The sequence below is a fragment of the uncultured Devosia sp. genome (assembly GCF_964244875.1).
Taxonomy (GTDB): Bacteria; Pseudomonadota; Alphaproteobacteria; order Rhizobiales; family Devosiaceae; genus Devosia.
Genome location: NZ_CAXTKA010000018.1, coordinates 16,259 through 36,901, shown reverse-complemented (window position 1 = coordinate 36,901; position 20,643 = coordinate 16,259). Strand labels below are relative to the sequence as shown.

The 20,643-nt window shown below is 64.1% G+C and carries 19 protein-coding genes; 11 read left to right on the top strand and 8 right to left on the bottom strand.

The features are described 5' to 3' along the window. The first annotated feature begins 1,071 nt into the window (after positions 1 to 1,071). The 4 genes from ACFE8X_RS16700 to ACFE8X_RS16685 all read left to right on the top strand — a co-directional run bounded on the left by ACFE8X_RS16700 (position 1,072) and on the right by ACFE8X_RS16685 (position 5,977). Complete coding sequence (locus ACFE8X_RS16700; protein ID WP_375452628.1) at positions 1,072 to 4,143, top strand: helicase-related protein; 3,072 nt, start codon at positions 1,072 to 1,074, stop codon at positions 4,141 to 4,143. Between the two features lie 42 nt (positions 4,144 to 4,185). Next, positions 4,186 to 4,578 carry an RNA-binding S4 domain-containing protein gene (locus tag ACFE8X_RS16695; RefSeq protein ID WP_375452627.1) on the top strand — a complete coding sequence of 131 codons (393 nt, stop codon included), beginning with the start codon at positions 4,186 to 4,188 and terminating at the stop codon, positions 4,576 to 4,578. A 147-nt stretch (positions 4,579 to 4,725) separates the two neighbouring features. After that, positions 4,726 to 5,064: a ferredoxin FdxA gene (fdxA, locus tag ACFE8X_RS16690; protein ID WP_375452626.1), complete on the top strand. Its 339-nt coding sequence runs from the start codon at positions 4,726 to 4,728 to the stop codon at positions 5,062 to 5,064. 337 nt (positions 5,065 to 5,401) lie between these two features. Continuing rightward, a complete protein-coding gene (locus tag ACFE8X_RS16685; RefSeq protein ID WP_375452625.1) occupies positions 5,402 to 5,977 on the top strand; it encodes a CarD family transcriptional regulator in 576 nt (191 codons plus the stop codon). A 49-nt stretch (positions 5,978 to 6,026) separates the two neighbouring features. On the opposite strand, the gene ACFE8X_RS16680 is transcribed toward ACFE8X_RS16685, so the two are convergent. Further along, positions 6,027 to 6,914, bottom strand: coding sequence for an NAD(P)H-binding protein (locus ACFE8X_RS16680; protein ID WP_375452624.1), 888 nt, complete (start codon positions 6,912 to 6,914; stop codon positions 6,027 to 6,029). A gap of 129 nt (positions 6,915 to 7,043) precedes the next feature. Here ACFE8X_RS16680 and ACFE8X_RS16675 point away from each other — a divergent pair, with 129 nt between their 5' ends. Next, complete coding sequence (locus tag ACFE8X_RS16675) at positions 7,044 to 7,799, top strand: TetR/AcrR family transcriptional regulator (protein WP_375452623.1); 756 nt, start codon at positions 7,044 to 7,046, stop codon at positions 7,797 to 7,799. Positions 7,800 to 7,802: 3 nt separating this feature from the next. Here the strand turns inward: ACFE8X_RS16675 and ACFE8X_RS16670 are convergent, their stop codons facing one another. Further along, on the bottom strand, positions 7,803 to 8,636 hold the full coding sequence (locus ACFE8X_RS16670) for an SAM-dependent methyltransferase (protein WP_375452622.1): 834 nt from the start codon (positions 8,634 to 8,636) through the stop codon (positions 7,803 to 7,805). Positions 8,637 to 8,690: 54 nt separating this feature from the next. Between ACFE8X_RS16670 and ACFE8X_RS16665 the strand changes: the two genes are divergently transcribed. The 5 genes from ACFE8X_RS16665 (at position 8,691) to ACFE8X_RS16645 (ending at position 12,153) form a co-directional block, all read left to right on the top strand. Then, the gene (locus ACFE8X_RS16665) at positions 8,691 to 9,479 is read left to right on the top strand and encodes a ComF family protein (RefSeq protein WP_375452621.1); all 789 of its coding nucleotides are present in this window, start codon (positions 8,691 to 8,693) and stop codon (positions 9,477 to 9,479) included. Positions 9,480 to 9,514: 35 nt separating this feature from the next. Continuing rightward, positions 9,515 to 9,769, top strand: coding sequence for a glutaredoxin 3 (gene grxC, locus ACFE8X_RS16660; RefSeq protein WP_375452620.1), 255 nt, complete (start codon positions 9,515 to 9,517; stop codon positions 9,767 to 9,769). A 184-nt stretch (positions 9,770 to 9,953) separates the two neighbouring features. After that, on the top strand, positions 9,954 to 10,784 hold the full coding sequence (locus ACFE8X_RS16655; protein WP_375452652.1) for a carbon-nitrogen hydrolase family protein: 831 nt from the start codon (positions 9,954 to 9,956) through the stop codon (positions 10,782 to 10,784). Between the two features lie 37 nt (positions 10,785 to 10,821). Beyond that, entirely contained in the window at positions 10,822 to 11,247 is a 426-nt protein-coding gene (locus ACFE8X_RS16650; RefSeq protein ID WP_375452619.1) for a DUF1178 family protein, read from the top strand. 36 nt (positions 11,248 to 11,283) lie between these two features. Continuing rightward, on the top strand, positions 11,284 to 12,153 hold the full coding sequence (locus ACFE8X_RS16645; RefSeq protein ID WP_375452618.1) for an aldo/keto reductase: 870 nt from the start codon (positions 11,284 to 11,286) through the stop codon (positions 12,151 to 12,153). A gap of 326 nt (positions 12,154 to 12,479) precedes the next feature. Here ACFE8X_RS16645 and ilvD read toward each other — a convergent pair whose 3' ends face one another. Further along, positions 12,480 to 14,330, bottom strand: a complete 1,851-nt coding sequence (gene ilvD / locus ACFE8X_RS16640; RefSeq protein ID WP_375452617.1) for a dihydroxy-acid dehydratase — start codon at positions 14,328 to 14,330, stop codon at positions 12,480 to 12,482. A gap of 225 nt (positions 14,331 to 14,555) precedes the next feature. Here ilvD and ACFE8X_RS16635 point away from each other — a divergent pair, with 225 nt between their 5' ends. Then, positions 14,556 to 15,554, top strand: coding sequence for a MerR family transcriptional regulator (locus ACFE8X_RS16635; RefSeq protein ID WP_375452616.1), 999 nt, complete (start codon positions 14,556 to 14,558; stop codon positions 15,552 to 15,554). Positions 15,555 to 15,573: 19 nt separating this feature from the next. On the opposite strand, the gene ACFE8X_RS16630 is transcribed toward ACFE8X_RS16635, so the two are convergent. From ACFE8X_RS16630 to ubiG, 5 genes are all read right to left on the bottom strand, one after another. After that, positions 15,574 to 16,671, bottom strand: coding sequence for an NAD(P)-dependent alcohol dehydrogenase (locus tag ACFE8X_RS16630; RefSeq protein ID WP_375452615.1), 1,098 nt, complete (start codon positions 16,669 to 16,671; stop codon positions 15,574 to 15,576). Positions 16,672 to 16,831: 160 nt separating this feature from the next. Further along, on the bottom strand, positions 16,832 to 18,616 hold the full coding sequence (locus ACFE8X_RS16625; protein WP_375452614.1) for a methyl-accepting chemotaxis protein: 1,785 nt from the start codon (positions 18,614 to 18,616) through the stop codon (positions 16,832 to 16,834). Then, positions 18,613 to 18,960 (bottom strand): hypothetical protein, encoded by a 348-nt coding sequence (locus tag ACFE8X_RS16620; protein WP_375452613.1) that lies wholly within the window; start codon positions 18,958 to 18,960, stop codon positions 18,613 to 18,615. Before ACFE8X_RS16620 ends, ACFE8X_RS16625 begins: the two co-directional genes overlap by 4 nt. A 129-nt stretch (positions 18,961 to 19,089) precedes the next feature. Next, positions 19,090 to 19,536: a hypothetical protein gene (locus tag ACFE8X_RS16615; protein ID WP_375452612.1), complete on the bottom strand. Its 447-nt coding sequence runs from the start codon at positions 19,534 to 19,536 to the stop codon at positions 19,090 to 19,092. 28 nt (positions 19,537 to 19,564) lie between these two features. Next, a complete protein-coding gene (gene ubiG / locus ACFE8X_RS16610; RefSeq protein ID WP_375452611.1) occupies positions 19,565 to 20,308 on the bottom strand; it encodes a bifunctional 2-polyprenyl-6-hydroxyphenol methylase/3-demethylubiquinol 3-O-methyltransferase UbiG in 744 nt (247 codons plus the stop codon). Between the last annotated feature and the right edge of the window lie 335 nt (positions 20,309 to 20,643).

Sequence of the window (20,643 nt, the reverse complement as noted above, 5' to 3'; positions counted from 1 at the left end):
CGGTCAACGGGTTTTTCGTCAATTTCGCGTCGGGAAAGGGTTGGAAACCAGCGCGGGAGAGATGACGGCCGGGATCGACGACGGCAATCGGGTTTTAACCTGTCGTTCAGAATGGGCGTTGGGCAGGGCCGAATTCACGGTCTGGTCACGAAGATGAACGGCTTTTTGGGGAAAAGCGGGTTCGCTCCGGCGGACGATGAACGCCTGGTGGGTGGCGGTGGGTCCGACCACCAGGGGCGGGGGGTGAACAAAGGCGCACTGGCACGGTTCGCCCGATTCGATCCGTGTTCGTTCGGGGTTTGATGCGGGGGTTAACGGGGGATGCGGTTGGGCTCTTGGACTGTTTCGGAACGGGAGCTTTGGATAGTTCGTCCCTGCGGCTCGCTCGGAAGTCTCCTTGATGGGAAGGCAATGGGTTATGCGAGCATAATCCTGCCAGTGCCACCGGGCAGCTCCTCCCTCGTCAGGGAGAGGATGGTTCGGGGCGCGCGAGCATGGATATGGGGGATGGTAAACCCCCACCTTGTTCCTCCCCCTGGAAGGGGAGGCGTTGACTGCGAGATTTGTCAAAGGTCTGGGCTAGGGACGATAGCCCTGCGCTTGGTGGGGAAGGCAGGGTGATTAGCCGCGGATGCGTGTCCCGGGTCGGGACGGTCAATAGTGGACTTCCGCAATTTAGGAGTTTGAACGCCTTTGCCGGCTTGGGACACAGACTGAATGCTCAAGAAAAATAGCGGGTTGGGGCTTTAACGATCGCTTCATGTTTGGGCTTTGGAGGGCAGATTCGGCGGTTTGTTAAGTATCGCGTAACGATCTTGAACGGGACTTGCGGTTTGAGGCGGCCGGCCCGGCGCGTCACAAAGATGTTAGTGGGTTCGGCGGTATCGACCTACCAGAGTTAGACCGGAACAAAGTGAGACTCACCGAGTCTCATCGATTCGGTTCCGGTTTGTTCGCGGCCCGTTCTGTCACCAAACGGACATGGATTTCCGTCGTTTGTTGTGTCCTGTTGTGGGACGTTGCGCGTTCTGGCACTTCTATCGGGCGCCCCGGCGTCCTACATTGGCGACGATGACTTTCTCACCATATTCAACGCTCAAGGCGATTCTCGGGCCCACCAATACCGGCAAGACCTATTTTGCCATCGAGCGGATGCTGGCCCATCCGAGCGGCATGATCGGCTTGCCGCTGCGGCTGCTGGCACGCGAGGTCTATCATCGCGTGGCGGAGCGGGCAGGGGAAGGCGCCGTCGCGCTGGTAACGGGGGAGGAGCGGATCGTGCCGCCCCGGCCGCGCTATTGGGTGTGTACGGTGGAGGCGATGCCCACCGACATCAAGGTCGATTGCGTGGCGATCGACGAAATCCAGACGGCGATCGATTTCGACCGTGGGCATGTGTTCACCGACCGCATCCTGCATGCGCGCGGCATGAGCGAGACGCTGTTGCTGGGCGCCGCGACCATGGCGCCGGTGATCAAGCGGCTGTTGCCCAATGTGGAAATCATCGACCGACCGCGATTCTCCCAGTTGAGCTATGCCGGCTCCCGGAAGATTTCGCGCCAGCCGGAGCGCTCGGCGATCGTGGCATTCTCGGCCCGCCAGGTCTATGCGATTGCCGAGCTGATCCGGCGCGAGCGGGGCGGGGCGGCGGTGGTGATGGGGGCGCTGAGCCCGCGCACGCGCAATGCGCAGGTCGAGATGTACCAGAATGGCGATGTGGATTTTCTGGTGGCGACCGACGCCATCGGCATGGGGTTGAACCTCGATATCCATCATGTGGCCTTTGCCGACGACACCAAATTCGACGGGCACCAGAGCCGGCCATTGACGCCGGCCGAGCTGGGGCAGATCGCCGGGCGCGCGGGGCGGCATGCGCGCAATGGCACGTTCGGGGTAACGGCGGGAACCGAAGGGTTCGACGACGAGATGATCGTGGCACTGGAAACCCACGATTTCGAGCCGATCAAAGTGCTGCAATGGCGCAACAATGCGCTGGATTTCTCGTCGATCCCGGCCTTGCTCGACAGCCTTGAGCGGACGCCCGAGCAGCGCAGCCTGACGCGGGTGCCGATCGCCACGGACCAGCGGGCGCTGGAATTCGTGGCCCGCAACGAAGCGGGCGCCCTGGCACGGGGGCTGAGCGGGGCCAAACTGTTGTGGGATGTGTGCCAGACCCCGGATTACCTGGGGATTTCACCGGCTGCGCATGGCGAAATCATCACCCGGATCTATTCCGACCTGATGCGCAAGCAGGCGGTGAACCCCGACTGGATGGCCGAGCAGGTGCGGTTTTGCGACAATTCGAGCGGCGATATCGACACGCTTAGTAACCGTATCAAGCAAATCCGCACCTGGACGTTTGTCGCCAATCGCAAAAACTGGCTTGCGGACCCAGTCCATTGGCGCGAAAAGACGCGGGATATCGAAGATCGGCTGAGCGATGCTCTGCACGAGCGATTGACCCAGCGGTTCGTCGACCGCCGCACCAGCGTGCTGCTCCGACATCTGAAAGACAAACGTATGGCATCTGTCGAGATCAATAGCCAAGGCGAAGTGCGGCTGGAAGGCCATCTTATCGGCACGCTCGAAGGCTTCCGCTTCACGATGGCGCGCAGCGAGGGCGAGATCGACGCCAAGGGCGTGCGCTCTGCTGCCGACCAGGTGGTGGCCCCCGAAATCCACAACCGGGCCGAGCGCCTGGCGGGGGCGCCGAACGAAGAGTTCGTCCTGGCGACCGACGGGCGGATGCGGTGGAAGGGCGATGTCGTTGCCGAACTGCTCGAGGGTGACGCGCTGCTGCGGCCGCGCATTCTGCTGCTGGCCGACGAAAGCCTGACCGGGCCCGATCTGGAGCGGGTGCAGGAGCGGCTGGCCTTGTGGCTGCGCCACCATATCAACACCGTGCTGGAACAACTGATGGTGCTGGAAGCACCGGCCGACCTGGAAGGGGGGGCGCGCGGCATCGCGTTCCAGCTGTTCGAGGGCCTGGGGCTGATGCCGCGGGCGCAGGTGGCCGAGGAGGTCAAGAACCTCGATCAGGACGTGCGCGGCAAGATGCGCAAGCTGGGCATCAAGTTCGGCGCCTATCACATCTACCTGCCGCTCAGCCTCAAGCCCGCGCCGCGCGAATTGGCGCTGATCCTGTTCGCACTCAAGCATGGCGGCATCCGCCAGCCGGGCGTGACGGACCTGCCCCATATCGTGCTCAGCGGACGCACCTCGTTTCTCATCGATCCCGGGGTCGACCAGCAGCTCTATGAAATTGCCGGCTTCAAGGTGGCGGGCAAGCGGGCGGTGCGGGTCGACATCCTTGAGCGGCTGGCTGATATCATCCGGCCGCTGATCGCGGTCGATCCGAGCCGGTTTCAGGGCGAGCCGCCGATGGGCGCTGCCGAGGGCAACGGGTTTCGCGTGACGGTCGAGATGACCTCGCTATTGGGATGTTCGGGGGAGGACTTTGCGTCGATTCTGAGCTCGCTGGGCTATCGGTTGCGACGGACGCTCAAGGTCGTCGAGCCTGTGGTGGCCGAAGCGCCGATAGCGGAAGCGCCGGCGCTGCAAGCGGTGCTGGTGGACAATCCGAGCGAAATCGAGCCTTCGGCCGTTGCGGAAATCGAAGCCGTGCCCGATGAGCCGGTGGTCGAGCCCGAAATTGCAGCAACGACGATCGTCGAAGCCGCACCAATCGCGGCAGTGGACCTGGTCGCAGTGCCGGTAGAGGATGCCAAGCCGGTCGAGCCGGAGTTCGACGAGGTTTGGTTTCCCGGCGGCAAAAGGGTACAGGACACTGCCAAGCGCCAAGGCCGGCCGCGGCGCGGTCCGCAGCGTCCCGAAGGGGAAGTGCAGCAGGTGCGCCCACCGCGGCCCGATCGGACGCGACCCGCCGATGCACCGCCGCAGCGGATCGTCAATCGTCGGCCCGAGGGGGAAGTGCAGGACCTCACCAAGGCGCAGCACCTCAATGGCAAGGCGCGGTTCGAAAACCGGGCCAAGGCCGAAGCGCGGCCCAAATTCGAGAAGCCGCGCAGCGAGCCGGCGCGGCAGGACAATACACGTCCGGTACGCGAGGAGCGCAAGGTGGTCTATGATCCCGACAGCCCGTTCGCGGCGCTGGCGGCGCTGCGCAACAAGAAGCCCGAGTAACGATTGGCAGGAACGGGAACAGGGGCGGTTCGCCCCCAAGGCTTGGCTCGCAAGGAGCGGCTGGACAAGTTCCTGTTTTTTTCACGCGCCATCAAGTCGCGCACGCTGGCGCAGAAGATCATCGAGACCGGGGCAATCCGGGTCAATTCGGAAAAAACGCTCGATAGCGACCACATGGTGGGCGCCGGCGACGTGCTGACCATGGCGATCCATGACCGGATCGTGGTGTGGAAGATCCTCGATCCCGGCACGCGGCGGGGACCGGCGAGCGAAGCGCAGGGACTATATGAGGATCTGTCGCCCGAGCCGCTGCCAAGAGCCGAGCGCTCGCCCTATGAGGCCGCGATCGCGCAGCGCTCGGATGGCGCCGGGCGACCGACCAAGAAGGAGCGGCGTGAGACCGATCGGCTCAAGGACGATGACCAGAGTTCGTGACGAGCGGGAAGGGTAGAGCCTGCTGCGATTGCAGGTAACGGCGACAACAGCGATCCGCCGGGGAGCCTTGCAGCGCGCGGAAAAAGGGTCTAGCAACCCGCTGGCAAGCCCTTTCCATTCCCGTTTCCCCCAAGAACCGCCCGCCAGATGACCTATATCGTCACCGACAATTGCATCAAGTGCAAGTATACCGACTGCGTCGAAGTGTGCCCGGTCGACTGCTTTTACGAGGGCGAGAACATGCTCGTCATTCATCCCGACGAGTGCATCGATTGCGGTGTCTGCGAGCCCGAATGCCCGGCCGAGGCGATCAAGCCGGATACCGAAAGCGGGCTGGACCATTGGCTGCAGATCAACACGAAATATGCCTCGGTCTGGCCGAACCTGAGCGAGCGCCGCGATCCGCCGGCCAACGCCAAAGAGTTCGACGGCCAGGAAGGCAAGTTCGAGAAGTATTTTTCCGAAACGCCCGGCGAAGGCGATTGAGCCGCTGATGTTCGGGTGATGCCTGGCCGCAAGTGGCAGCTTTCCGGCGCCCAGGGCTCAGGTCGCTGGATGCACCAGGTGTTGATTCGTTCCTTTTGATTTTGCTGAAATTTTGTGCTATGGTCTGTCTACATGCAGCCAAGCCCGTCACCAGAGTGCCGCCAGGCACATTTTTTTTGACAAATCATCGATTGATGCTGAGCGCGCCGGAAAGCGGACCGGGCGGGCAGTGAGCCTGACTGCGTCGAGTGTGCCCCTTGCGGGGATTGAACAGTACGGAATGGACGGTCCTTCCCGCAGGGAACTGTCCATCGGGGCGTCAAACAGGAGTTATCTCATGGTAGCCAAAAAGACCACGCAGCGGCTTGGATTCAAGATCGGCGAATTTGTCGTGTATCCCGCTCATGGCGTCGGCATGATCGTGGCGATCGAAGAGCAGGAAGTCGCCGGCCTGACGCTGGAGCTGTTCGTCATCAGCTTCGAGCAGGACAAGCTGACGCTGCGCGTTCCGGTCGCCAAGATCAAATCGGTCGGCATGCGCCATCTGGCCGAGGAGGATATGGTCGCCCAGGCCCTGACGACCGTGACCGGCCGCGCGCGCGTCAAGCGCACCATGTGGAGCCGCCGTGCCCAGGAATATGAAGCCAAGATCAATTCGGGCGATCTGATCGCCATTTCCGAAGTGGTGCGGGATCTCTATCGCAGCGAAGAGCAGCCCGAGCAGAGCTATTCGGAACGCCAATTGTTCGAGCAGGCGATGGACCGCATGAGCCGCGAAATCAGCGCCGTCAACAAGCTGACGCTGACCGAGGCGATCCAACTGATCCAGCGCAACCTGGCCAAGTCGCCGAAACGCACCAAGGCCGATGCCGCCGAAGCCGATGCAGCCCCGGACGAAGAAGCTGCCGCATAAAGGCTTGCCGGTTTGAACTTGAAAAGGCCGGCGAACACGCCGGCTTTTTTTATGGGGCCTGGATCGCCTTGGCCGCGGCGATGTGGGTGGCCATCACCTCGTGCATGGCGATCGGCGGGCGATCGAGCAGGCGCTCCAGCGTGGGGTCGATGGTGCCGAACTCGCCGTGCCGGCTGGCGACGTAGAGGCCAAGGGCAATAGCGGCGCGGTTTTCAGGCACGCCGCGGGCTGCCATGAGCGCCAGAAAATCCGCATCGGCAAGTGTTTGCCGCGCAACCGGGTGGCCCAGCAGCCTTGCGGCAAGATCAGCCAGATCGGCGAGATCGAGTGCGTGGGAAGCGGTCAGCGGCGGCGTCGGACCTTCGAAACCGCCGTCCTGGGCCAGAATGATCGCCGCAGCTTCGGCCAGATCGGCATGCGTGGTCCAGGCAACCCTGCCGTCGGCGGGTGCGGAGAGCCTACCGGTGTCCAAGGCGTTGCCCAAAAGGGCAATGCCGCTCGATGCATAAAAGCCGTTTCGAAGGGCGGTCCAGGCGAGGCCCGACTGCGCCAGCATGTCTTCGGTCGCGGCGTGGTCGAGCATGGGCGGGAAGGCTGAGGCGGCGCCGGCGGCCATATGGCTGGTGTAAACGATCCGTCGCGCACCCGCTGCGGCGGCCGCGGCAATGGCCAAGCGATGCTGGGCAATGGCGTCGCCGCCGGTGGCCCTGGCGTTGGAGGAGACCAACAGGAGTTGGCTGGCGCCTTCGAAGGCGTGCGGCAGGGTCGTCGGGTCGGCGAAATCGGCTTGACGGACGCGGACGCCGCGATCGGCAAGCGGTCTGGCCGCCTCGATGTCGCGGACGCTGACGCCGATCCGGGCGGCGGGAATGCGTTCGAGCAATTGTTCAGCGATGGCCCGGCCCAATTGGCCGTTGGCCCCGGTAATGATGATCATGATGGTTTCTCCCATGACGAGCCAACAAAGCGCGCCGTTATCAGCGATCAGGTTGTACTGTTATCACAGATAAAGATCGCTAACAAGTTCGTGCTATCGATGGAAACATAATGGTGATATTATGCAGCCATGAGCACAGGCGACGCGCAAATCGGTTTGGACATCGATACCGCCCGGGGCGATGTGCGGGCGCGCATTATTGAGGCTGCGGCGGTGCTGCTGGCCCAAGGGGGGCGTGACGCAGTCACGACGCGCGCCGTGGCGAGCGCGGCGTCGGTCCAGGCGCCAACGATCTATCGCCTGTTTGGTGACAAGCGCGGACTGCTCGATGCGGTGGCCGAGCATGGACTGGCTGCCTATATGGCGGGGAAGGCCCAGCGCCCGCCGCATCCCGATCCCGTGCAGGACCTGCGCGACGGCTGGGACACCCATATTGCCTTTGGCCTGGATCATCCGGGCCTGTTCGCCATCATGAGCGGTGATCCTGGCCCGCGGCAAGTGTCGCCCGCGGTGACGATCGGGCTGGAGGTGTTGCGGGCGCGGATCAAGAGAATTGCATTGGCGGGGCGGTTGCGGGTCGCGGAGGAGCGGGCCTTGGCGTTGGTGCAGGCCATGGGGGATGGCGCGGTGCTCACGCTGCTCAATATGGCCGAAGCGCAGCGCGACCCAGGCCTGGTCGAGGCAGCGCGCGAGGCGGTCATTGCGGCTATCGTGGCGGACACGCCGTCGCGCCAGCAGGCAGGTGTGGCGGGCGCCGCGATCACCTTGCGGGCCGCCCTGCCGCAGGCGATGTCTCTGACGAACGGCGAACGGGGCTTGATGGGGGAATGGCTGGACCGTCTCGCCCGCAGTGAGGTGTCCCGACCAGAGGGATCGGAGGCCTAGGCGTTATTTTGCCTTGTTGCCCAGGACCTGCGTCATGCTGACCGTCGCGCTACCCGGTTGCAAGGGCTGTTGCTGGCTTTCGTGGGGACGCCAGCCGGAGAGCCAGATCAACTCGAGCGTGGCGCGGATGCGGCCATCGGGGTCGGCGTCTTTTCGCGCATAGGCCTGGGCGGCGGCGGTGAGCAGGGTGCGTGTGGCAAAGCGCCGGGACCGATCGTGGAGCGGATTGGCGGCGCCGAGCGCCTTGAGCTCGGCCATCAGGGCAAAGGGGGAGGAATAGCGCACGATGTGGGTTTCGACATCGGCAACGGGCAGGGCAAGGCCGGCGCGTTGCAGCAGGGCGCCGGCGTCGCGCACCTGGATGAAGGGAGCGACGCGTGCCGAGGCGCCGCCCGAAAGTTCGGCATCGGTGGCAAGGAAAGCCTCGCGCAGTTCGGTCAGCGTATTGCCACCCAGGGCTGCGGCCAGCAGCAGGCCGTCGGGAGCGAGACGGGCGCGCAATTGGGCGAGGTAGCCAGGCACGTCGTTGACGGCCTGGAGGTGGAGCAGGGAAACGATCAGGTCGAATTCGCCGTCCGGAAGCGCGGGCAGTTCGCCGTCCGGCGTAAAGGCGGGCAGGCGGATATAAGCAAATTCACCCTTGGCGGTCCGGCCGGTGGCGGGCAGTCGGGCGATATCGGGGCCGATCAGCAGGGCGCGCGGAAAATCGCGGATCAGGGAAAGCAGGCGCTCCTCCAGATCGCCCAGCACCAGGTCCATGACGAAATCGTCGCCACTGCGACGCGCCAGGCGGCGGGCAATCAGCTCGGCGTCGAAAATTTTTGGCGGCAGGGCCATGGGCGGGGGCGACAGCGTTGGGTTGCGGTGGCAGTATCGGTGCTTATGGAGAGCATGGACGAGGTTGTCAAAACCGAGGCGCTGCACCACCGCGTGATCGCCGGGCTGCGGCGCGCCGGTGGCTTGCTGCTCGATCAGCTCTATCCGCCGGCATGCCTGCAGTGCGAGGCGCCGATGGCGGTGAGCGATGCTTTGTGCGGCCCCTGTTTTGCCCAGTTGCGGCCGATCACGGCGCCGCTCTGCCCGCGGCTGGGAGTGCCGTTTGGCGCCTTCGTCGGACCGGAGGCCCTGTCGGCCGAAGCCATAGCCGAGCCGCCGCCATTCGGGCGAGCTCGGGCGGCGGTGATTTACAATGAGGTGGCACGCACCCTGGTGTCGCGCCTCAAATATGGCGACCGGCCGGAACTGGCGCGGTTTTGCGCGCGGCTGATGGCGGCGGCCGGACACCAGTTGTGGGACGGCAATCCGGTGCTGGTGCCAGTGCCGCTGCATCCGGGGCGACAGCGCGAACGGCGCTATAATCAATCGGGCGAACTGGCGCTGGGCATTGCGCGCCTGACCGGGCTGGCAATGGACCCGCATCTGGTGCGGCGGACCAAGCGAACGCGCCAGCAGGTGGGGCTGAGCAGCGACGGGCGGGCGCGCAACGTGGCGGGGGCGTTCGCGGTGCATCCCGACATGATAGCGCGATTGGCAGGGCGGCGCGTGGTGCTGGTGGACGACGTCTATACGACCGGCTCCACCGTCAAGGTGGTGACGCGGACCCTGCTCAAGGCGGGGGTGGCCCATGTGGACGTGATGACCTTCGCGCGTGTTGTCATTGGCGCGGAAATGCCCATATAGCTTTGAGGAAACGCCAATACTTTCGGAGAGTAGCCATGGCCAAGATAGAAATTTACACCACCCCGACCTGTCCTTACTGCCACGCGGCCAAGTCGCTGCTGGCCGACAAGGGTGCCGATTATACCGAAATCACCGTGCTGGATCCGGACCTACGGGCAGCTATGACCGAGCGTGCGCATGGACGGCGCACCGTGCCGCAGATTTTCATCGGCGCGACCCATGTGGGCGGTTATGACGACATGGCGGCGCTGGACCGCGCCGGTGGGCTGGATGCGTTGCTAGAAGCTTAGCAGAGGTGGGCTCGCGACTCAGTCGTCAGGCCGCTGAACGGCTCCTCCTCCTGCCAGGGGAGGTTGGGTGGGTGTCCCAGAGCCCATGTCGGGGTGGCAGACCCCCACCTTGATCCTCCCCCTGGCAGGGGAGGCGCCGACTGAGGCATTGAGCGAAGACCAGATCGAAAGTGTTGCGCTGACCATGAAAATCGCTGCCATTCAGATGCGGTCGGGGCTGGAGCCGGAGGGGAATCTTGCGGCATTGCGCTTGCTGGTGTCCGAGGCGGCAGCGGCGGGGGCGCGCTATGTGCTGACGCCTGAAGTGACCATGGCGTTCGCCGAGAACCGCGAGGGGCTGGCGCGGGTGGCGGGGCCGTTCGAGAACAATCCGTGGCTGGCGCAATTGTCGGGCATGGCGCGGGAGCACGGGATTTACCTCCATATCGGCTCGATGGCGGTGGCGCTGGCGGATGGACGGTTTGCCAACCGCTCGATCCTGTTCAATCCGGACGGGGCGGTTTTGAGCTTCTATGACAAGATCCATCTGTTCGATGCGACCATTGCCGGGCTCAATGCCTATCGCGAAAGCGCGACCTATCGCGGCGGCGAGGCGGCGGTGACGGCGCAGGTGGACGAGATCACGCTGGGGCTGGCGATCTGCTACGACATGCGGTTCCCGGCGTTGTTCAATGCCTTAGCGAATGCGGGGGCGCAGGTGCTGGCGGTGCCGGCGGCATTCACGGTACCGACGGGACAGGCGCATTGGCATGTGCTGTTGCGGGCGCGGGCGATTGAAACCGGCTCCTACGTGATCGCGGCGGCACAAGGTGGAAACCATGAGAACGGGCGCGCAACCTATGGGCATTCGCTGGTGATCGATCCATGGGGCAAGGTGATCGCCGAACTCGATCATGATACTCCCGGCGTGCTGGTGGCGGATATCGACCCGGCAGCGGTGGAGGATGCGCGAAGCCGCATTCCGGCGCTGGCCAATGCGCGCCCGTTTGTCGTAGCTCCGGGATTATCGGCGTGAGCCGCGGTTGGGCGCGGCCTAGTGCAAGGATGATCTTTTGATCCAGTATACGCTTGAATGCGCTAACGCCCACCGGTTCGATGCCTGGTTCAAGAATGCTGCTGCGTTCGACGCGCAGCAGGCGCGCGGCGTAGTCAGTTGCGCCACGTGCGGTTCGGCGCAGGTGAGCAAGGCGCTGATGGCGCCGGCGGTGGCGCGATCGGGCTCGGAGAAAATGTCGCTGAGCGCCGGGCATCCCGACGCGGCCAAGCTCCGCGAGATGCTGCGGGCCTATCGTCAAAAGGTCACCAGCGAAGCCGACTATGTCGGCGACAAGTTCGCCGAAGAGGCGCGGAAAATCCACTTCGAGGAAGTCGAGGCCCGCGGCATTTATGGCGAGGCAACGCGCGACGAGGTGATCGCGTTAGCCGAAGAGGGCGTGGAATTCGCCCCGCTTCCCGACCTACCTGAAGAACACAACTAGCGGCGCCGATGCGGCGCGAAAATCCTGGAGAGCATCATGGCTGAACTCGACGCGTCCCGTTCGGGGACTTTTTCCATTGGCGGCGACCTGAAGGTCAACCGGTTGGGCTTTGGCGCGATGCGCATTACCGGCAAGGGCATCTGGGGCCCACCGGCCGATCTGGAGGCAGCCAAGGCAACGCTGCGGCGGTTGCCCGAGATCAATGTCGATTTTGTCGATACGGCAGAAAGCTATGGCCCCTATGTCAGCGAGGAGTTGATCGGGGCGGTGCTGGCGCCCTATTCGCAGGGCACGATCATCGCCACCAAAGGCGGGTTGACGCGGACCGGGCCGGACCAGTGGCATCAATTGGCGCGGCCAGAGTTCCTGCGCCAGGGGGTGACGCAGAGCCTGCGCCGGCTCAAGCTCGAGGTGATCGATCTGTGGCAATTGCACCGCATCGAAAGCGTTACGCCACGTGCCGATCAGTTCGGGGCGATCGCCGACATGCAGAAGAAGGGCCTGATCCGCCATGTGGGCCTGAGCGAGGTCAGTGTCGCCGACATCAAGGAGGCGCAGACGTACTTCAAGGTGACCACGGTGCAGAATATGTACAATCTGGTCAGCCGCGATGCCGAGGATGTGCTGGACTATTGCGAGCAAAACGGCATCGGCTTCATTCCGTGGCGGCCGATCGACGGCGGCAATCTGGAATCCACCAGCGCCGAGTTCAAGGCGATCATGGACACCCATGAGGCCTCGGCCAGCCAGATCGCGCTGGCCTGGATGCTGAAGCGCTCGCCGGTCATGTTGCCGATTCCGGGCACCGGGAGCGTCAAGCATCTGGAAGAAAATGTGGCGGCTGCGGCTATCGCGCTCGGCGACGATGAGTTCGCCACGCTGGATCGGATCGGCCGCAAGGCGTGATTCAGCTTAGGTCGGTTCGATGGGGAGGGTGGAATCCCCGCCATCGAACCTAACCAGCCGGCAATCTTGGCAGACCACCTTCGGCTGAGCGGCGTTTAGCACGTGATGGCCGGGGTGGCGAGGGGATTGTGACGGAATTGTCGTGAGGGGTACCTGAGTTCCGTTTGGGCATCGTGGCTCGCCAGCACCCCCACCCTAACCTTCCCCCTCAAGGGGGAGGCGATGGCTCAACTTTTGGAACTCGATCCAGACTTATCCACCGGCAGACTCCTCCCCCTTGAGGGGGAGGCTGGGTGGGGGTGCTTTCTGGTTCCTGCAAACGAACGCTAAAACAAATCCTCGAACTCCCCCAGATCCCGCACCGCACCGCGCGCCGCACTTGTCGCGAAGGCCGCATAGGCCTTGAGCGACTGGGTCACGTTGCGTTTGCGAGGATGGACGGGTTTCCAGCCGAGCTTGTCCTGGTCGTGGCGGCGCTGGATCAGTTCGTCGTCGGAGACGCGGAGGGTCACCGAGCGGTTGGGGATGTCGATATCGATGATGTCGCCTTCGCGCACGAGGCCGATGGTGCCGCCTTCGGCGGCTTCAGGCGAGACGTGGCCGATGGACAGGCCCGACGTGCCGCCCGAAAAGCGGCCGTCGGTGATCAGGGCGCAGGCTTTGCCCAGGCCCTTGGATTTGAGATAGCTGGTGGGATAAAGCATTTCCTGCATGCCGGGACCGCCGCGCGGGCCTTCGTAGCGGATGACGATGACGTCGCCGGCCTTGATCTCGTTGGACAGCAGCGCCTTGACGATGGCGTCCTGGGATTCAAAGACGCGGGCCGGGCCGGTGAACTTGAGGATCGACTCATCGACGCCGGCGGTTTTGACGATGCAGCCGTCGATGGCGATATTGCCCGAGAGGACGGCGAGCCCGCCATCCCTGGAGAAGGCGTGTTCGGCCGAGCGGATGGCGCCGTCCTTGCGGTCGAGGTCGAGTTCGGTCCAGCGGTTGGATTGCGAAAAAGCCTGGGTGGTGCGCACGCCGCCGGGGGCGGCCAGAAAGAAATTGCGCACGCTTTCCGAATTGGTACGGCTGATATCCCATTTGTCGAGCGCATCGCCCATGGTGGGGGCGTGGATGGTGGGTTCGGTGCGGTTGATCAGGTTGGCGCGGTCAAGCTGGCCCAGGATGGAGAAGATGCCGCCGGCGCGGTGCACGTCTTCCATATGCACGTCGGATTTGGCCGGCGCGACCTTGCACAAGACCGGCACCTTGCGACTGAGCTTGTCGATGTCGTCCATGGTGAAATCGACCTTGCCCTCATGGGCGGCGGCCAGGATGTGCAACACGGTATTGGTCGAGCCGCCCATGGCGATGTCGAGCGCCATGGCGTTTTCGAAGGCGGCCTTGGTGGCGATGGTGCGCGGCAGGGCCGTGGCGTCGTCCTGCTCGTACCAGCGGCGCGCCAGATCGACGATCAGATGGCCGGCTTCCTGGAACAGGCGCTGGCGATCGGAATGGGTAGCCAGGGTCGAGCCGTTACCGGGCAGCGACAGGCCCAGCGCCTCGGTCAGGCAGTTCATGGAATTGGCGGTGAACATGCCCGAGCAGGAGCCGCAGGTGGGGCACGCGGCTTCCTCGACGGTGGCGATCTCGGCGTCGGTATATTTGTCGTCGGCGGCCATCACCATGGCATCGACGAGATCAAGCGCCTGCAGCTTGCCCTTGATCATGGCCTTGCCAGCTTCCATCGGCCCGCCGGAAACGAAAACCACGGGGATGTTGAGGCGCATGGCGGCCATCAGCATGCCGGGAGTGATCTTGTCGCAATTGGAAATGCACACCATGGCATCGGCGCAATGGGCGTTGACCATGTATTCAACGCTATCGGCGATCAGGTCGCGCGAGGGCAGCGAATAGAGCATGCCGTCATGGCCCATGGCGATGCCGTCATCGACGGCGATGGTGTTGAATTCCTTGGCGACGCCGCCGGCCGCCTCGATCTCGCGGGCGACCAATTGGCCCAGGTCCTTGAGGTGGACATGGCCGGGTACGAACTGGGTGAAGCTATTGACCACGGCGATGATCGGTTTGCCGAAATCGGCGTCCTTCATGCCCGTGGCGCGCCAGAGGCCGCGGGCGCCGGCCATGTTGCGGCCATGGGTGGTGGTGCGGGAGCGATAGGCTGGCATGGTCCGTCCTCAAACTGAAGGCCGCGTTGAGCGGTCGATGTTGGATAACAGGTTTAGACCCATTGCGGACATGGAGCAAGGAAAAGGTGTACCGTACCGTACGGTACGGATGGGATGGCGAGGACTGGAACGGAAAGTGCACGAGAGTGGCGCAAACGGGGCCGCTTGACCCGGACCTTGGGGATGGGGCGATAACGGAAGCTGTTGGAATTGAGGAGGTGATTCGTGGGTGGTTCCGCAGTTTATCTCAGTGCGTCGGCGGCGGCGCGGCAGTGTGGGGTATCGGTCAAAGCGTTGCGGCTTTACGAGCAGCGCGGGCTGGTCTTGCCGATGCGCTCGGAGGCCGGATGGCGGGTCTATGGTCCGGGCGAGATGGCGCGCATCGGCGAGATCGTGGCGCTGCGGGCACTGGGGCTGACCCTGTCGCAGGTTGAGCGGTTGCCGCGCGGGGATGATGGCGGGCTGGCGATGATGTTGCGGGCGCACCAGGCAAGCCTGGAGGACCGGCTGGGGCAGTTGGCGGCAATTGTCGATCGGGTGCGTGGCCTGCGCAACGACCTGGCCCAAGGCAAGGCCTCGAGCATAACCGATGTGGTGCAGCCGGAGATCGCGTTTGATCTGCCTTGGCCCTGGGGTGGCGAGCGGTTCGAACTGCGCGATATCCGGACCGTCAACTACATCATCGGTTCGCTGGGGAGCGGCAAGACGCGGTTGGCGCAAACGCTGGCGCAGATCATGCCGGGTGGAAGTTTCCTGGGATTGGACCGACTGGAAGCTGGCGGGGCGGCAGCGCGGGCGATGCTGGCGAGGGATCCGGCTCTCAAGGCCAGTGTCGATCGGGTTGTCGGCTGGTTGCTGGAGGAGGGCGCCAAACCCAGCGGGGCGCTTACGGCGCTGCTGGCCGGCATCATCGGCGCCAAGGGCGAAGTGGTGGTGGTGGACATGGTGGAAGAGGGGCTCGACCAGGAAACGCAGACAGCGCTGGCCGCCTATCTGCGCCTGGGCGCAATGGGCAAAACGCTGTTCCTGTTGACGCGCTCGTCCGCAATCCTGGACTTGGCTATGATCGGTCCCAATGAGGGGGTGATCCTTTGCCCAGCCAATCACAGCGTGCCCCGGCGCGTGCTGCCCTATCACGGGGCGGTGGGCTATGAGAGCGTTGCAAATTGCCTGGCGACGCCGCAGGTACGGGCGCGGATCGCGGCCCGGCCGGTGCCGGCGTGATGCCCTGCCGAGGCTTGCATCAGGCCGCTTCCTCCAGCTTGAGGCTCGACATGTCGATGACGTAGCGGAAGCGCACTTCGGCGTTTTCGACCTTGCGGAAGGCGTCGTTGATGTCCTGGATGCGGATAACCTCGATATCGGGCGCAATCGTATGGGCGGCGCAGAAATCGAGCACTTCCTGAGTGTCGGCAATGCTGCCGATCAACGAGCCGGCGACGCTCTTGCGGTGAAAGGCCAGCTGCTGGTTGTCGAGCCCGGCCATGGGTTCGAGCGCCCCGACCACGCATAGGGTCCGGTCGCGCTTGAGCAGGGGTATGAACGGGTTGAGGTCGTGCTTTTGCGGGATGGTGGAGAGGATGAAATCAAAGCTGTTCTGGAGGGGTTTGAGCGCATTGGCGTCAGTTTCGATGACCCCGGTGGCGCCGAGTTCGAGGGCTTCCTGCAGTTTTTCCTTGGTGGAGGTGAAGACGGTCACCTCGGCGCCCATGGCAAGGGCCAGCTTGACGGCCATGTGGCCAAGCCCGCCCATGCCGATGACGCCGACCTTGTCGCCGGATGTAACGCCCCAATGCTTGAGCGGAGAATAAGTGGTGACGCCAGCGCAGAGGATCGGTGCGGCGGCTTCCGGGCTCAGGCCATCGGGAATGCGCAGCACGAAGTCCTGCTTGACCACTAGCACGCTGGAGAAACCGCCAAAGGTGTTGTCGCGCCCGTAATGGTTGTGGCCGTCGGGCGCCTTGGCGGCGGGCACCATGGGGCCGTTATAGGTCGCCAGCCAGCTATTGGGGCCTTCGCAGTAGTTTTCCTTGCCGGTCTGGCAGGGACTGCAGTGGCGGCAACTGTCGATCATGCAACCGACGCCGACCAGATCGCCGATCGCGTGGCTGGTGACCGAAGCCCCGATCCGGGTCACCCGACCGACGACCTCGTGGCCCGGCACGCAAGGGTACACCGTGTTGGACCACTCGTTCTTGACCTGATGGATATCGGAATGGCAGACGCCGCAGAACAGCACCTCGATCTCGACTTCGTCAGCGGCGGCGTCCGCGCGTTCGAACTCGAACGGCTTGAGACGGCTGAAGGAATGCTTGGCGGCGTAGCCGATGGCCTTGATCATGGGGAACTCCTGTCCGGTGGGGCGGACAGTTTTCAGGCCGCCAGCGTCAGGAGTGACGCGGCGGCCCGATGTTGGTTCCCCCTGCGCAGGCGGACAGAGCCTGTGTTATGCGATCAAAGCGGACACCTGAAGTCCTGACCGTCCGGGCCGCCGCAAGGGCTCAGAATTCGTTCCAGTCCTTGTCGAGCGCGGCGTTGCCATTGCTGAGATAGGCGCGGGCCGCGGTCTGCGGGTGCGGAGGGGCAGCGCGAACCGCGCGGAGTGGGGCCTGGCGATGGCTGGCGGATGGAACCGCGAAGATGTCGACGACGCGGTCGAGGTCCCGGGCGCGGGTTTCGCTTTGTTCGACCGCGGCATTGATCTCTTCGACCAGGGCGGCGTTGTGGCGGGTCATTTCGTCCATGGCCTGGACTGCCGAATTGATGGCATCGATCGAAGCGGCCTGGTCGCCGCTTTCACGGGCAATGTTGTTCATCATGTCGTTGGAGGACCGGGCAGCGCCGAGCATGGATTCAAGCCGCGCGGCGGCGTCGCCGACCAGCCTGGAGCCGCCCTGGACCTCGTTGGCCGATTGCTCGATCAGCGCCTTGACGTCGGCGGAGGCGCTGGCGGCCGATTGGGCTAGGCGCCGCACTTCCACGGCCACCACGGCAAAGCCTTTGCCGGCGTCGCCGGCGCGGGCGGCCTCGACCGACGCATTAAGCGCCAGGAGGTTGGTCTGGAAGGCGATATCATCGATCAGCCCGATGATGTTGGAAATCTTGCCCGAGGACTGGGTGATGCGCTCCATCGCTTCGGTTGCCCGGTGCATGACGGCGCCACCTTCCTCGGCGGTCCGGGTGACGCCGGCGGCGACATCGCTGGCGCTGCGTGCCCGTTCGGCGTTCTGGACCACCGTGGCGGCAAGCTTGTCCATGGCCGTGCTGGTTTCCTGGATAGCGACGGCTTGGCGGCTGGTGCGCTCGCGCAGGTCGTTGGCGCCCGAGGCGATCTCGCCGGTTGCACTCTTGAGGCCACCCGAGGTGTCGCGCAATTCGCCGACGATTTCGACCAGCTTGGCGGCCACCGCATTGGTATCGGCCTGGAGCTTGCCGAAGGCGCCCTGATAGCTGCCGGTCATGGTCTGGGTCAGATCGGTATGGGCCAGGGCGGCCAACACCTTGCCGGTTTCGGCAAGGCCGCTTTCCACGGTTGCAACCAGGGCATTGACCGAACGCGCCAGGGATTCGAGTTCGTCGTCGGTGGATTGCAGATCGATGCGGTGGGAGAAATCGCCCGCCGCCGCGGCGATGACGACGTTTTCAAACGAGCTGCGCAATTGATCCAGTGTGCCGGCGCGCTCTTGGCGGTGGGTGGCAGTCGCCTGGCTGACCTGGTCGGCGAGGACGCGGGCCTCGTTGGCGCTGGCCTGGGCCTGGCTGGATTTCTGGTCGGACAGGGCAAACATGTGCAGGGTATTGAGGGTCATGGCCGCCAGCGCCACGGTTTCAACCGCAATGATGCCGATATGCAGCGCCACCCGGCCCATGCCGCCGCCGCCAAAGAACACCAGATCGCTGAAAGCCATGCCCACGATGATGTGGTGAATGGCGATCAGCACCGCGCCAAGGATGATGGCACGCGCGTCGTAGAGCAGGGCGCAGAGCGCCAGCGCGGCGAAAAAGGCCATGTTGATATCGGATTGCCAGGGATAGCCTTCGCTGGCGATCAGGATGGCCATGACCTGGGCCATCAGCACCGAAACCGCCAGGTAGCGGAAGGTGGCCCCGCCGCGGGCCAGCGCAAAGGTGACCAGAAGCGCGGCCATGCCGGCCAGCGAGATCAGGCTGGCGGTGCCGAAGGCGCCGCGCAGCAGGTATTCGGTGCCGATGGCGGCCAGGGTCAGGATGGCGGCAAAGACGCCGATGGCATAGGTGGCGCGGGAACGGCTTTGGTCGAGGGTCATGACGGTTCCAGAGGCTGGGGCAGATTGGCGCACAGGCCACGCGCTGCAATGAAAAACAGGGCGCCGAGACGGGCGATGCGGCTTTGAAATTGCGGGTCGGGCGCATAGGCGACCACGACATTGGGCACCCTGGTGGGTGCAACGACCAGGCCCCCGGCCTGGCTCACCAGCGCCCAGGCGGTGCGCTCATCGGTGAACGGGGGAAAAACCACCGCCATCTCGCCGGTCTGGGGCGCCGCCATCGTGGTCGCCAATGCCAGGCCCGCGCTCAGAACGGCGAAGGCCAGCGCCGGCACCAGGGCGCGCAGATCAAAGCTATCGTGACAGGCGGCGCGCGCAAGCATGGGCAAAAAACCAAACAAAACAGCAGCTTGATTGCCGAACTTTTGCGGTAATGTGGTAAATACTTAGATAATGAGGGGCCATTGGTAACCGGCGTACGAACGCCAGGCTGGTGTGTGCTATTGAGTGCGTTAGTTGTTGATCCGCGTAATCAGCCAATCACCACTGTCGCAGGTGTCGTCGGCACAGACGAAATTCATCCACATGGCGCCGGCGGCAAAGCCGATGCCGTCGCTGGAAACGATGAGATCGCCATAATCCTGCGCGCCGATGGCCGCGATGGTTTGCGGCAGCAGCAGGGCATCCCAATTATCGGCGAGGTCGTTGGCCTCGAACATATCGTAGAGCTCGCCATTGGCCGCAACCTCGAAGGGATAGGCGCCATAGGCGGCGACGGTGTCGATATCGCCATCGCGCATGGCGGCGGTGATCTCGTCGAAGGCGGTGCCGAATTCGGCGGAAAAGCCGATCACCTGCTCGATCCGATCGGTCATCGCCTCGGGCGACATCTGGGCGGCGGCCGGGCAGGCCAGGGCGAGGAGTGCGGCGAGAGCCAGCGGCAAGCGGAAAAGGCGCATAAAAAACTCCAAGGCCAACAGTGTCGTTCTAACCGGCGGCGGGCCGCTGCGCCATGATCATGTAATTGATCGCCATGTCACGCGACTTGCGCCAGTCGTCGCCCAGGGGGTGGTAGACCAGGCCGGTCTGGTCGGTGACCTGAAGGCCGTTGCGGGTGATCAGCGCTCGCAATTCGTCGGGGGTGATGAACTTTTTCCAGTCATGGGTGCCCTTGGGCAGCCAGCCCAGGACATATTCGGCGCCGATGACGGCAAAGGCCAGGGCCCGGGCGGTCCGGTTGAGGGTGGCGGTGAGCATCAGCCCGCCGGGGGCGACCAAATCGGCGCAGCTTTTCATATAGAGCGGGACATTGTCGACATGCTCGACCACTTCCATGTTGAGCACGAGGTCGTAGGTCTGGCCCTGGGCGGCCAGGGCTTCGCTGGTGGTGACCTGGTAATCGATCGTCAGGCCGGATTGCTCGGCATGGAGGCGCGCAATGGTGATGTTGCGTTCGGCCGCGTCGATGCCGGTGACCGTGGCGCCGAGGCGTGCCAGCGGCTCGCATAGCAGGCCACCGCCGCAGCCGACATCGAGAAGGCGCAGGTCCTGGAGCGGGCGCATGACGCTGCCGTCGCGACCGAAATGGGCCAATGCATGCTCGCGGATATAGGCCAGCCGGACGGGATTGAACTTGTGGATCGGCTTGAACTTGCCCTTGGGGTCCCACCATTGCTCGGCCATGGCGGTGAACTTGGCAATCTCGGCGTCGTTGATGGTGGTGGCGGTCATGGAGCGGCTCCGTTTGAAGCCATATGACCTGCCGTGCAGGGCGGAAGCAAGGCAATGAACAGGGCGCAAGCATCCGTCACAATTCCCATTCGACGGTCCTAAATTTACCGGGAGTCCTGTTCGAGAACACGCCGAAGCGCCGCCCGGCCTTGCGGCGTCGCGGGGACACGGTGGGAAGCGGCTTTCGCCCCGAGGGCTTGCGCCCCCGATTTGGTATATTGAAGAGGCGAAAGCCGCTTCACACGATCTGGCTTTCCCGCGCACGCATGGAGCGGCCGCCCTTTCGGGTTGGACGATTACGTCCGGCCGGTTGTCAGCGTCACGCTCGTGCCTGG